The 12,688-nt window shown below is 42.2% G+C and carries 10 protein-coding genes and 1 riboswitch; all 10 genes read left to right on the forward strand.

The window, feature by feature from the left end:
- Positions 1 to 157 precede the first annotated feature (157 nt).
- The 10 genes from JQM81_RS12540 to JQM81_RS12590 all read left to right on the forward strand — a co-directional run bounded on the left by JQM81_RS12540 (position 158) and on the right by JQM81_RS12590 (position 12,554).
- Positions 158 to 904 (forward strand): SDR family NAD(P)-dependent oxidoreductase, encoded by a 747-nt coding sequence (locus JQM81_RS12540; RefSeq protein WP_331473153.1) that lies wholly within the window; start codon positions 158 to 160, stop codon positions 902 to 904.
- 110 nt (positions 905 to 1,014) lie between these two features.
- On the forward strand, positions 1,015 to 1,719 hold the full coding sequence (locus JQM81_RS12545) for an HAD family hydrolase (RefSeq protein ID WP_235234091.1): 705 nt from the start codon (positions 1,015 to 1,017) through the stop codon (positions 1,717 to 1,719).
- Between the two features lie 21 nt (positions 1,720 to 1,740).
- The gene (locus JQM81_RS12550) at positions 1,741 to 2,550 is read left to right on the forward strand and encodes a DNA-3-methyladenine glycosylase family protein (protein ID WP_235234092.1); all 810 of its coding nucleotides are present in this window, start codon (positions 1,741 to 1,743) and stop codon (positions 2,548 to 2,550) included.
- A 193-nt stretch (positions 2,551 to 2,743) separates the two neighbouring features.
- Positions 2,744 to 2,826: riboswitch (ZMP/ZTP riboswitch) on the forward strand.
- Between the two features lie 125 nt (positions 2,827 to 2,951).
- Complete coding sequence (locus tag JQM81_RS12555) at positions 2,952 to 4,631, forward strand: formate--tetrahydrofolate ligase (protein WP_235234093.1); 1,680 nt, start codon at positions 2,952 to 2,954, stop codon at positions 4,629 to 4,631.
- Between the two features lie 493 nt (positions 4,632 to 5,124).
- Positions 5,125 to 6,999, forward strand: coding sequence for a polysaccharide biosynthesis protein (locus JQM81_RS12560; RefSeq protein WP_235234101.1), 1,875 nt, complete (start codon positions 5,125 to 5,127; stop codon positions 6,997 to 6,999).
- A gap of 75 nt (positions 7,000 to 7,074) precedes the next feature.
- Positions 7,075 to 8,760: a sugar transferase gene (locus tag JQM81_RS13760; RefSeq protein ID WP_331473155.1), complete on the forward strand. Its 1,686-nt coding sequence runs from the start codon at positions 7,075 to 7,077 to the stop codon at positions 8,758 to 8,760.
- Positions 8,742 to 9,839: an EpsG family protein gene (locus JQM81_RS12575; RefSeq protein ID WP_235234094.1), complete on the forward strand. Its 1,098-nt coding sequence runs from the start codon at positions 8,742 to 8,744 to the stop codon at positions 9,837 to 9,839. Before JQM81_RS13760 ends, JQM81_RS12575 begins: the two co-directional genes overlap by 19 nt.
- Entirely contained in the window at positions 9,824 to 10,663 is an 840-nt protein-coding gene (locus JQM81_RS12580; RefSeq protein ID WP_235234095.1) for a glycosyltransferase, read from the forward strand. The genes JQM81_RS12575 and JQM81_RS12580 overlap by 16 nt, the downstream gene beginning before the upstream one ends.
- On the forward strand, positions 10,660 to 11,361 hold the full coding sequence (locus JQM81_RS12585) for a glycosyltransferase family 32 protein (RefSeq protein ID WP_235234097.1): 702 nt from the start codon (positions 10,660 to 10,662) through the stop codon (positions 11,359 to 11,361). The genes JQM81_RS12580 and JQM81_RS12585 overlap by 4 nt, the downstream gene beginning before the upstream one ends.
- Entirely contained in the window at positions 11,361 to 12,554 is a 1,194-nt protein-coding gene (locus JQM81_RS12590; protein ID WP_235234099.1) for a glycosyltransferase, read from the forward strand. Before JQM81_RS12585 ends, JQM81_RS12590 begins: the two co-directional genes overlap by 1 nt.
- Positions 12,555 to 12,688 lie beyond the last annotated feature (134 nt).

Below are 12,688 nucleotides of genomic sequence, written 5' to 3' on the forward strand. Positions count from 1 at the left end.
ATTAAGAAGAATAAAAATCAGATTTTAAAATGTTGACAAAAACAGGAGTTATCAAAAAAAGATTGAAAAATATTTAACAAACTTATGGGAATATTATCAATGGGATAGTATAGTGTACATAGGCGAAACTATTAACAATAACCAGAAAGGAGAGCTTATGATGTTAAAAGGTAAAGTGGCAGTCATCACCGGAGGAACGCGTGGTATCGGGTACGCAACTGTAAAGAAATTCCTGGAAAATGGAGCGAAAGTTGTATTGTTTGGTTCACGTCAGGAGACTGTAGACAAGGCACTTGCTTCTTTAAAGGAAGAGAATTCTGAATGGGAAGTGTCCGGAGCATGGCCGAATCTGAGTGATGCCGATGAAGTTGCAAAAGAGATTGAATTGGTAAAAGAAAAGTACGGAAGAATCGACATTCTGGTCAATAACGCAGGTATCTCTGACAGCACAAAGATTGACGATTACACATCTGAGAAATTTGCGAAGATCATGCAGCTGAATGTCAATGCAATCATGAACGGAGTAATGCCGACGGTAAAGATCATGAAAGAGCAAGGCGGCGGAGTTATCTTAAATACCAGTTCCATGGTCAGTATCTCCGGCCAGCCAAGCGGAATTGCATATCCGACCAGCAAATCAGCAGTAAATGGACTTACCTGGTCGCTGGCAAGAGAACTAGGACCAAGCCATATCCGAGTAAATGCGGTAGCACCTGGAATTACAAAGACCGATATGGTCGCAGCACTTCCCGAACAGATGATCCAACCACTGATCAATGCAATTCCACTTCGCCGCGTAGGAGAAGCAGAAGATATTGCAAATGCATTCTTGTTCCTGGCAAGCGATATGGCAAGTTATGTGACTGGCGAGATCTTGTCTGTTGATGGTGCTATGAGAACCTAAGTCTAATTGGGGACAGGGCAAATCGAATCTGGGACACGGATATTTTAATTTGGGACGGAGGAAAATGAAAAAACCCCCGTCCCAAATTAACTAGGGAAGGAAAGATAATCATGTTTGTTGTATTTGATGTAGATGATACGATGTATGACTTGATGTGGCCATTTCAGATGGCTTTTGAAAAAATATTAGTGGGAAAGACGGATGTTTCTTGTGAAGAATTGTTCTGTCAGTCGAGGATTTGTTCGGATATTGTATTGGAGAAGGAGAAGCGAGGTTTGATCTTGCCGGAGGATGCTTTCTTCCGGAGGATGGAGATGACTTGTGAGGAAAAGGGGTTCGGGATTACCAGGGAAGAGAGTGAAGCGTTTGAAAGGGAGTATCGTTATCACCAGATGAAAATCGTGCTTTTTGATTTTATGCAAGAGATTCTGGATTACTGTAGAGAGCAGGAGATTCCGAGGGCTGTGCTGACCAACGGAAGCCGCAAGTCGCAGGGGAGGAAGCTGGAAGTGTTGCAGATGACGCAGTGGTTTGATGAGGACAAATTGTTTATCTCTGGGGAGATTGGATATCACAAACCGGATGTCCGCGCATTTCAATATATACAGAACAGACTAGGCGCCAGGGGTGAGGATGTCTGGTATATAGGCGATACCTATGAGAATGATATCGTGGGTGCCAATCGTGCCGGATGGAACAGTATCTGGCTGAATCACAGGAAACGTCCGTGTCCGGATGCGGTGAGTCTGGCAGATGTAGAACTGGAAAATGGATGGGAGTTGCTGTCAGTGATCCAACGTTTATCTATTCGATAGTTGATGAGAGAGGAAAAAACTATGGTAAAGCAAAGAATTGAGAATTTTTCTATCGCACAGATCTGTGATTCGGGTGAATGCTTCCGTATGACTCCGATTGGTGAAACCACTTACAGCGTGATTGCTTCCGGGCGTTATCTGGAGGTGGAGCAACATGGGATGGATTGTGTATTTTCTTGTGATGAGGAGGAGCTTGAAGAATTCTGGAAAGGATACTTTGATCTGGATATAGATTACATGTCTTACATAGAGAAGATTAATCCGAATGATACATATCTGGTCAACGCGGCGGAATATGGTTCGGGCATACGGATCCTCAGGCAGGATCTGTGGGAGATGATCGTGTCTTTTTTGATCTCCCAGCAAAATAATATCGTGCGGATACGCAGATGTATTCAGAATATCTGTGAACAATATGGTGAACAGCGGGTAAACTTTCGTGGGGAGGCATATTATACATTTCCCACACCAGAGGTGTTGGCAGGGCTTACGGAAGATGCACTAAAGGAGTGCAATCTGGGTTATCGAAGCAAATATGTCGTAAGAACGGCAAGAAGTGTCGTGGCAGGAGAAGTAGACTTGGCGGCTATTGAGAAAATGCCTTACAAGGAAGCAAAAGAAGAATTGCTGAAATTATTTGGAATAGGAGAAAAGGTGGCAGATTGTATCTGCCTGTTCGGACTGCACCATCTTCAGGCATTTCCGATAGATACACATATCAGACAGGCGTTGGATGCGCATTACAAAAGAGGATTTCCAAGAAGGAGATATAAAGGGTATGAGGGAGTATTGCAGCAGTATATTTTCTATTGGGAATTGTGTGGAAGATAAGAGATAGCATATACTTTTATTGCATTTGACATCTTGGGCAAAGTCCTTCAGAATCAATTATAAGTAACAAGTTAGAAGCATGAGAAGTATATGCCATGTGTCAGAATGTTGAGAAGCCTGATGCAGCGCAGTAAGGAAAATCGCGATTTTGGATTGACATTTTCTGTATCATATTCTATGATATGAAATAACTGAGGATTCTGATAACTGACGGATAGATGTGGAGTACCACAGGGGAATCAGAATTTATTATGGCCGACCGTCTGGGCAACATTTATCCAAGTGATAAGTGTTGTCCTTTTTTATTCCCCGGAAAACCTGGATTTCCTAGAATAAGAAAGGACGTATCGCAAGAAGGGTATTTCAAGACAATAATATTCTGTAAGGAGGAAACAAAAAAGATGAAAACAGACATTGAGATCGCACAGGAATGTAAGATGGAGCCAATCACAGCCATCGCCGAAAAAGCGGGAATTGACGATGAATATTTGGAGCAGTACGGGAAGTACAAGGCAAAGATTGATTATAATTTATTGAAGAAATCAGATAAGAAGGACGGAAAACTGGTTCTTGTAACAGCGATTAATCCGACTCCGGCAGGAGAAGGAAAGACGACCACAACGGTTGGTCTTGCTGACGCAATGCAGAAGCTGGATAAGAAGGTTATGGTAGCACTCCGTGAGCCATCTCTGGGACCGGTATTCGGAATCAAGGGCGGTGCTGCCGGCGGCGGATACGCACAGGTAGTACCAATGGAAGATATTAACCTGCACTTTACCGGTGATTTCCATGCGATCGGTGCTGCGAACAACCTGCTTGCAGCTATGCTGGACAACCACATATATCAGGGAAATGAATTGAACATTGATCCAAGAAAGATCGTATGGAAACGATGCGTGGATATGAACGACCGTCAGCTTCGTTTTGTAACGGATGGATTAGGCGGAAGAGTGAATGGTGTGCCAAGAGAAGATGGATATGACATCACCGTTGCTTCTGAGATCATGGCAGTGCTGTGTCTGTCTAAGGATATCACAGACCTGAAGGAAAGACTGGGACGTATTATCGTTGGCTATACCTATGGAAAAGTCTCTGAACAGAAGCCTGTTACAGCACATGATCTTCACGCAGAAGGTGCGATGTGTGCACTTCTGAAGGATGCACTGAAACCGAACCTGGTACAGACACTGGAACACGTGCCTGCAATCGTTCACGGCGGACCATTTGCCAATATTGCACATGGATGTAACTCTGTAACTGCTACAAGAATGGCGATGAAGCTGTCTGATTACGCGATCACAGAGGCAGGATTCGGTGCTGACCTTGGTGCTGAGAAGTTCCTGGATATCAAGTGCCGTATGGCAGGCATCCACCCAGACGCAGTTGTTATCGTAGCAACCGTTCGTGCATTGAAGTATAACGGCGGAGTTCCGAAAGCAGACCTGAATCAGGAGAATCTGGAAGCACTGGAAAAGGGACTTCCAAATCTGATGAAGCATGTAAGTAATATCAAGAACGTATACGGACTTCCATGTGTGGTAGCCATCAACGCATTCCCGACCGACACCAAGGCAGAGCTTGACCTGGTAGAGGCAAAATGTAAAGAAGTCGGTGTAAATGTCGCACTTTCAGAAGTATGGGCAAAAGGTGGAGAAGGCGGAATCAAACTTGCAGAAGAAGTGATCCGTCTGTGCGAAGAGCCAAATAACTTCCACTACAGCTACGAATTAGAAGGAACCATCGAAGAAAAATTAGACCAGATCGTGCAGAAGGTATACGGCGGAAGAAAAGCCGTCCTGACACCGGCAGCACAGAAGCAGGCAAAACAGCTGACAGACCTGGGATTCGCAGATGCACCAATCTGTGTGGCCAAGACACAATACAGCCTGACAGATGATCCGACCAAGCTTGGAGCACCAAAAGACTTCGATATTACAGTACGTAATCTTAAGATGTCCGCAGGAGCCGGATTCATCGTGGCATTGACCGGAGATATCATGACAATGCCAGGACTTCCAAAAGTTCCGGCAGCAGAAAGAATAGACGTAGATCCGGATGGAAAGATCACAGGACTGTTTTAAAGAGATAAAAAGGGACAGGGTAAAACGAATCTGGGACGGGGGTTTTTCAAAAACCCCCGTCCCAGATTCGTTTTACCCTGTCCCTTTTTGAATTATTCAGCATCTACCAGGGCGATACCGTAATCGGCCCATGCGGTGTAGTGAACACCTTTCTGGATTGCCAGACAGCATACAGCAGCTAAAACTGCGAGAAAACGTCTTCTTTTCATGGATTCTCCTCCTCTCATATGTAGACATTATAGGTTTCATTCTGGTCTCTCAGATACCTTAGAGACACCAAAATGTGCCTCTATTATTTGATAAGAATGTTAGGGAAAAATGCACAATAGAGTTAAACCTTCGTTAAATCGTGCTATAAGTTGTAGATTTTGAATGAGAAAAATGCAATAATATATGTAAGAAACGCCACTTTCTAAGTGTAGAAAAATGTGGTATAATATGAAATTACAATGTAAGAGTGAAATAGATTGGATAGAGTGAAACACAGGTGAATATGAAGGAAATGAATTATAAGTTATTGATACGGCGAGCGTGTCTGATATTATTGGATGCTGTATGTATATTACTGTCATCTTTTTTCGCGTTGGCTACAAGATTTGAGTTTATTATCTATCAGATTCCCCCAGAACATCTGGAAGCACTGTGGAAGTATGAACCATGGTTCGTACTGACAACACTAATTATATTTGCATTATTTAAGATCTACAGTAGCCTGTGGGAATATGCAGGACCCCAGGAGATATTCAGCATTATATGGGCTTGTATTGTATCTGGCGTATTAGAGATAGGGATTGTTTTGTTAAGCGGTGGTTTCCTTCCGCGGAGTTATTATCTGCTAAGAACCATGTATCTGATTGCATTCGTGGTTGGAACCCGCTTCTCTTATCGAATGATCCGGCTTAAGAAGCAGAATCGCCATCTTCCATGGAGACAGCAGAGAAGAGTTATGATTGTCGGGGCTGGAGAGGCCGGAAGATCGGTCATCGGTGAGATCCAGAACAGTAAGTATCTGAATCAGAAGATATGCTGTATCATCGATGATGACCCTGGAAAAGTAGGCAAATACATACGCGGCATTAAGATTGCGGGAGACCGCCATAGCATAAAAAAATGTGTACGAAAATATAATATACAGCAGATTATCATTACGATACCATCGGCATCGGTTGTTCAACTGCGCCCAATTCTGGATATCTGTAAGGAGACAGACTGTGAACTGAAGATCATGCCGGGAGTGTACCAGCTCGTGAATGGTGAAGTCAGTGTCAGCAAGCTGCGTCCGGTTAGTATCGAAGATCTGTTGGGAAGAGAAGAGATTCGGGTCGATCTGGATGAGATCATGGGATATGTGTCACAAAAAGTGGTCATGGTCACCGGTGGAGGAGGTTCCATCGGAAGTGAATTGTGCCGCCAGATTGCTGCTCATAATCCGAAGCAATTAATTATCTTCGATATCTATGAAAATAATGCCTATAGCATTCAACAGGAATTAAAGAAAAATTATCCGGAACTGAATCTGGTGGTCTTAATTGGATCAATTCGAGACGAAAAGCGCCTGAACGCTGTCATCGGAACCTACAGACCACAGATCATCTACCATGCAGCGGCACATAAGCATGTCCCGCTTATGGAAGACAGCCCGAATGAATCCATCAAGAATAATGTGATGGGAACCTATAAGCTGGCAAACGTGGCGAATCAATATGAGGTAGAGCGCTTTATCCAGATCTCTACGGATAAAGCGGTGAACCCGACCAATATAATGGGAGCATCAAAGAGAATCTGTGAGATGATCATCCAGATGTTCGACAGATATTCCAAGACCGAATTCGTGGCAGTACGATTTGGAAATGTTCTTGGCAGCAATGGAAGTGTGATTCCGTTGTTCAAGAAGCAGATTGCTGAAGGTGGTCCTGTGACAGTAACGCATCCAGACATTATCCGCTACTTTATGACAATCCCGGAAGCAGTGTCCCTGGTGCTTCAGGCAGGAGCCTATGCAAAAGGCGGGGAGATCTTCGTACTGGATATGGGAGAGCCGGTGAGAATCCTGGATCTTGCCAAGAATATGATCCGTCTGTCCGGGCTTACATTAGGCCGGGATATTGAGATTGTGTATACGGGACTTCGTCCGGGAGAAAAGCTGTATGAAGAACTCTTGATGGACGAAGAAGGCATGCAAGAGACCAGGAATAAGATGATATATATAGGAAGACCTATTGAATTCGACGAAGAGAAGTTGTGCAGTACTTTGAGAGAGATGGCAGAAGAGACAGATGAAGAAAAGATGCGAGAACTTGTCAAAGAGATTGTTCCGACATACATGCTTCCGGAAGAATGGGAAAAAGACGTGGAGGCCTTAGCTTAGAGCGAAAGGTCTTTTGTCGTTTGTAGATATGGTTGTGCAGATAGAATCAAAAAGACAGAAAGGTTATCGAAGAGAATGAATTATATATCTTTCAAATCCAAGATAGATACTGTGATTGCAGGAGCCAGTATGTTCGTGCTGTCACCGCTGTTTCTCGGAATTATTGCAGCGATTAAGATAGAGGATGGTATCACAGCCCCGGTATTCTTCAGTCAGAAACGTATCGGGATACATAAGAAGCATTTTCAATTGTATAAGTTCCGCAGTATGAAGCTGGATACGCCTCATGATATGCCGACACATCTTCTGCGCAATCCAGACCAGTATATCACGAAGGTGGGAAGATTCCTTCGCAAGACTTCTCTGGATGAATTGCCGCAGCTGTGGAATATCTTTCGCGGCGATATGGCTCTGATCGGTCCCAGACCTGCGCTGTGGAATCAGGATGATCTCATTGCGGAGAGAGACAGATACGGAGCAAATGATGTGAAGCCGGGACTTACCGGCTGGGCTCAGATCCACGGCCGAGATGAGCTGGAGATTCCAGAAAAAGCAAAACTGGATGGTCATTATGTGTCACAGCTGGGACCAATGATTGATATCAAGTGCTTCCTTGAAACATTCCTGGCAGTTTCACGCGGCGAAGGGGTGGTAGAAGGAGGAACCGGTGCAAGTAAGAAGAAAAAGAAGATTCTGGTCGTGACCAACCATTCTTATATGCTCTGGCAGTTCCGAAGGGAATTGATCCAGCGCCTCATGGAAGATGCAGAGGTTGTCATCAGTACTCCATTCGTAGGACATGAGCAAGACTTCGCGGCGATGGGATGCCGGATGTTGGAAACAGACGTAGACCGTCGAGGGATTAATCCGGTAACTGACTTCCGTTTATACCATACATATGTTAAAATATTAAAAACAGAGCGGCCGGATATGGTCATCACCTATTCCATTAAGCCGAATATCTATGCAGGATTTGCCTGTAGGATGCAGAAGATTCCTTACTGTGTGAATGTCCAGGGATTGGGAACCGCATTTCAGAAGAAGGGGCTGGCGCAGATTGTGACAGTCATGTACCGGACGGCTCTAAAAAAAGCGAAGACGGTGTTCTTCGAAAATGCAGAGAACGCTAAGCTCTTCCGGAAGAAGAAGATTACACCGGCATGGCAGCAGACAGTTCTTCCCGGAGCCGGGGTCAATCTGGAATCCTATAGCTATCAGGAATATCCGAATAACGACAAGGTTCGCTTCTTATATCTGGGCCGCATCATGAAAGAAAAAGGCATGGACGAACTCTTCTGGGCGGTACAAGAACTTCGGAAAGAGTGTGCCGGTCAGTTTGTACTGGATCTGGTGGGATTTTTCGAAGACGAATATAAGGAACAAGTAGAAAAACTGACCCGAGATGGAGTCGCAGTATTCCATGGATTCCAGGAGAATCCAAGACCATATTATGGAAAGGCAGACTGCGTGGTGCTCCCAAGCTATCACGAAGGAATGTCTAATGTCCTTCTGGAAGCAGCAGCTACCGGAAGACCACTGATTACCAGTGATATCCCGGGGTGCAGAGAAGCGGTAAAACAAGGCATCAGCGGTCTCTTATGTCCGGTCGAAGACAGGAACGCACTTCTGCATGCAATGGAAGACTTCCTGAAACTATCCAAAGAAGAAAGAAAAGCCATGGGAAGGGCCGGAAGAAAATATATGGAAGAGCAATATGATAAAGAAAAGGTAGTAAAAAAGACATGTCGAACTATTATCTGATATTAGTATGGGTAGCGGTAGCCTGGATGATCGGGCTGTGCACCAAAGTACAAAGAACAGAATATGTGTGTGGAGAAAAGGTACAGAGGTATTACCCATTATGGGCATTCCTGATCTATCTGCCGTTGGTGATCTGGAGTGGATTCCGTGGTTACGTGGGAGATACAGGAGCCTATATGAAGATGTTTCAGGAAATCCCAAGTGGCTTAAGAAATATACCTTCTTACATGAATACCGTAGAAAAGGATAAAGGATTTTATTTCTTATCTGCAGTCATTAAGAATCTGATCAGTGATAATGTAAATGTATATTTTATAATTCTGGCCCTGATTCAGGTGGCATTACTGATAAAAGTATATCGGAAATACTCATCTAATTATATCGTCACCTTTTTTCTGTTCGTTGCATCGACAGACTACATCTCATGGATGTTCAACGGAATCCGGCAGTTTACGGCGGTGACCATAACATTCTTTGCATTTGAGTATATTTTGAAAAAGAAATATGTACCAGCGGTGCTGATCGTACTATTTGCAGCATTGTTTCATGGAAGTGCGCTCCTGGTGCTGCCGTTTATATTCATTGCTCAGGGACAAGCGTGGAATAAGAAGACAATATTATTTATCATAGCGGTTATTGTAGCAGTAATATTTATTGGAGAGTTTACAGATATTCTGGATACTCTTCTGGCAGAGACACAGTATAAGAATGTGGTATCTGACTGGCAGGAGTGGCAGGATGATGGGACGAATATTATAAGGGTTCTGGTATATGCGATACCATCTATCCTGTCTCTGGTTGGATTGCGCTTTATTAAATATGCAGATGATCCGGTTATTAATCTGTGTACAAATATGTCGATTGCTTCGGTGGGATTGTATGTCGTGTCTATGTTTACCAGTGGAATCTTTATCGGAAGACTGCCAATTTATTTTTCTCTGTATAGTTATATCCTACTTCCGTGGGAGATTGAGCATATGTTTAGTGAGAAATCGGTAAAAATAATATATTTGTTTATGCTGTTTGCTTATTTTGTATTTTATTTTTATCAGGTGAAATTGACATGGAGGTTGGTATAGATATGGTGAAATCTGTAAAAATCTCTGTGATTATGGGAATTTATAATTGTGAGACTACCTTAGAGGCTGCAATTGTGTCCATTTTGGAACAAACAGTAGCAGATTGGGAATTAATCTTATGTGATGACGGTTCTACAGACAGGACATATGACATTGCACGGCGTTATCAAGAAGCATACCCAGAAAAAATAATTTTATTAAAAAATCAAACAAATCAAGGACTGAATTATACATTAAATAAATGTTTGAAAAATTCAAAAGGTGAATATATAGCTAGAATGGATGGAGATGATCTCTGCGCTCCCAATCGATTTGAAAAAGAGTTAGAAATCCTTGAGAGGGAGTCAGATATCTCCATTGTAAGTACGGATATGGAATTCTTTGATGAAACTGGAAGATGGGGGAGAATTAGTCATCCGCAATATCCAACGAAACGAGATTTTGTGCATGGATCCCCCTTTTGTCACGCACCTTGCATGGTAAGAAGGGAAGCTTATATGAAAGTCGGCGGATATTCGGAAAAATCATGGACACTTCGGGTAGAGGATTATCATCTCTGGGTGAGAATGTATGCTGCCGGATATAAAGGAAAGAATATCCACCTCCCGCTGTATCAGATGAGGGATGACAGAAATGCTTATGCAAGACGTAAATTTAAATTCAGGTTAAACGAAGCAGCCGTTAAGTTATATCTGGTAAAAGCATTACAATTGCCACTGTGGATGATTGTCTATGCATTGCGACCAATTCTTGTGGGAATGTTACCAATAAAGCTCTACGATATGTTGCATAAAAAGAGATTAGATAAAGGGATAGAGATATGATTCCAAAAAAAATCCATTATTGTTGGTTTGGAGGTAATGAAAAACCAGAAAAAGCGAAAAAGTGTATCGCCAGCTGGAAAAAATATTGCCCAGATTTTGAAATAATAGAATGGAATGAAACAAATTTTGATGTAAATCAAAATGGATATACTAAGATGTGTATTGAAGAAAAAAAATATGCATTCCTTAGTGATTATGCCAGATTAGTGATTGTTGAAGAATATGGAGGAGTTTATTTTGATACAGATGTAGAGGTAATCAGGAATATAGATGACCTTTTAGAAAATGAAGCCTTCTTTGGGTTTGAAAATGATGAGTATATCAATACAGGAGTTGGATTTGGAGCGGTTGCTCATCATAAATCAGTGCAGGTGTTAAAAAGAGCGTATGACTGTTTTCTAGATGGAACAAAAGGAACAGTGACGTGTCCCACTCTGAACACGCAGGCACTTGTGTCAGTGGGGCTTGTGAAAGATGGAAAACGTCAGAATCTATCAGGGGCAGAAATATATCCGGTAGAGTATTTCAATCCTTATGATGATACAACAGGAAAGCTGCGAAAGACAAAGAATACCTATTCCGTTCATTGGTATGCAAAAAGCTGGCTGGATAGAAAATCAATTATAAGAAGTAAAATAACACAGCCATTTCACAGAGTATTTGGAGTGGACTGTTTTGAGTGGTTGAAGAGAAAGTAATGAAAAAGATATTGATATTTTCCCATGCATTAGAGCTTGGGGGTGCAGAGAGGGCTCTGTTGGGGTTGTTAAATAGTTTGGATTATGAAAAGTATGAGATAGATCTTTTTCTGATGCGACACCAGGGTGAATTGCTCAGGTTTCTTCCAAAACAAGTGCATTTATTGCCTGAAATAGGAGCATATGCCTGTCTGGCAGTACCGATAGCAGATGTGATAAAAAAGAAAAGAGCAGATGTATTGCTTGGACGTATAAATGGAAAAAGAAATGCCCAAAAGTTTATTCGACAGAATTCCCTTCCAGTGGATAATGGTGTGGAATTGGAGTATAGCCATAAATATACACGCAAATATATGCCGAAAATAAATGAGAAAGATTATGATCTTGCAATCAGTTTTCTGACACCGCATTATTTTGTTACTGAAAAAGTAAATGCCAGTAAAAAAATTGCATGGATTCATACAGATTATTCGAATATTGAGATAGATGAAGAGTCCGAATTAAAAATGTGGGATGCTTATGATCATATTGTGTCAATATCAGATGCATGTACCAGAGGGTTCTGCTGTAAATTTCCTGGCTTAGAAGACAAAATCATTCGCATAGACAATATCATTCCTGCAGAATTAATCAAAGAACAGGCAGATGCATTCGACGTGTCCGAAGAAATGCCGGAAGACGGAAGTATCAGGCTCTTATCCGTCGGAAGATTTTGCAATGCAAAAAACTTTGACAGCGTTCCGGATATTTGTAGTCGATTGATGAAGACGGGACTAAAGATCAAATGGTATTTGATTGGCTTTGGGCCGGATGAAACGCTGATTCGGGAAAAGATTCAAGAAGCAAACATGGAAGATCATGTGATCGTTCTTGGAAAGAAAATAAATCCATATCCGTATATGAAAGCATGTGATCTTTATGTACAGCCGTCCAGATATGAAGGAAATTGCGTCAGTGTACATGAAGCACAGGTGCTGGGAAAGTCTGTGGTTATTACGAATTATGCAACAGCAAAAAGTCAATTAAAGGATGGGGTAGATGGTATGATCGTTCCGATGGATCATGAAGAATGTGCAAAAGGAATTGCGAAAATTTTAAATGATTCTCAAAAGATGAAGGGCCTTTGTGAATATTGCGAGAAAAATAATTTTGTAAATAATAAAGAGGTTGAAAAATTATATGCAATATTGTGATGCGATGGAATTAACGAAAGAAGACAACCAAATGGCAAAAGGGCTTGCAATCATTGGAATGGTTGTATTGCATTTGTTTTGCCGTTTAGGGGAGTTGCCATATTCTCCTTTAATATATATAGGTGAAACTCCAT

Origin of the sequence: Faecalicatena contorta (genome assembly GCF_021531895.1) — a bacterium.
Lineage (GTDB): Bacteria > Bacillota > Clostridia > Lachnospirales > Lachnospiraceae > JAFBIX01.

What these genes read in the sequence shown, in the direction of transcription:
- JQM81_RS12545 (WP_235234091.1), top strand. Translation starts at nt 1,015, where the DNA reads ATGTTTGTTGTATTTGATGTAGATGATACGATGTATGACTTGATGTGG.
- JQM81_RS12540 (WP_331473153.1), top strand. Translation starts at nt 158, where the DNA reads ATGATGTTAAAAGGTAAAGTGGCAGTCATCACCGGAGGAACGCGTGGT.
- JQM81_RS12560 (WP_235234101.1), top strand. Translation starts at nt 5,125, where the DNA reads ATGAAGGAAATGAATTATAAGTTATTGATACGGCGAGCGTGTCTGATA.
- JQM81_RS12580 (WP_235234095.1), top strand. Translation starts at nt 9,824, where the DNA reads ATGGAGGTTGGTATAGATATGGTGAAATCTGTAAAAATCTCTGTGATT.
- JQM81_RS13760 (WP_331473155.1), top strand. Translation starts at nt 7,075, where the DNA reads ATGAATTATATATCTTTCAAATCCAAGATAGATACTGTGATTGCAGGA.
- JQM81_RS12555 (WP_235234093.1), top strand. Translation starts at nt 2,952, where the DNA reads ATGAAAACAGACATTGAGATCGCACAGGAATGTAAGATGGAGCCAATC.
- JQM81_RS12550 (WP_235234092.1), top strand. Translation starts at nt 1,741, where the DNA reads ATGGTAAAGCAAAGAATTGAGAATTTTTCTATCGCACAGATCTGTGAT.
- JQM81_RS12590 (WP_235234099.1), top strand. Translation starts at nt 11,361, where the DNA reads ATGAAAAAGATATTGATATTTTCCCATGCATTAGAGCTTGGGGGTGCA.
- JQM81_RS12575 (WP_235234094.1), top strand. Translation starts at nt 8,742, where the DNA reads ATGTCGAACTATTATCTGATATTAGTATGGGTAGCGGTAGCCTGGATG.
- JQM81_RS12585 (WP_235234097.1), top strand. Translation starts at nt 10,660, where the DNA reads ATGATTCCAAAAAAAATCCATTATTGTTGGTTTGGAGGTAATGAAAAA.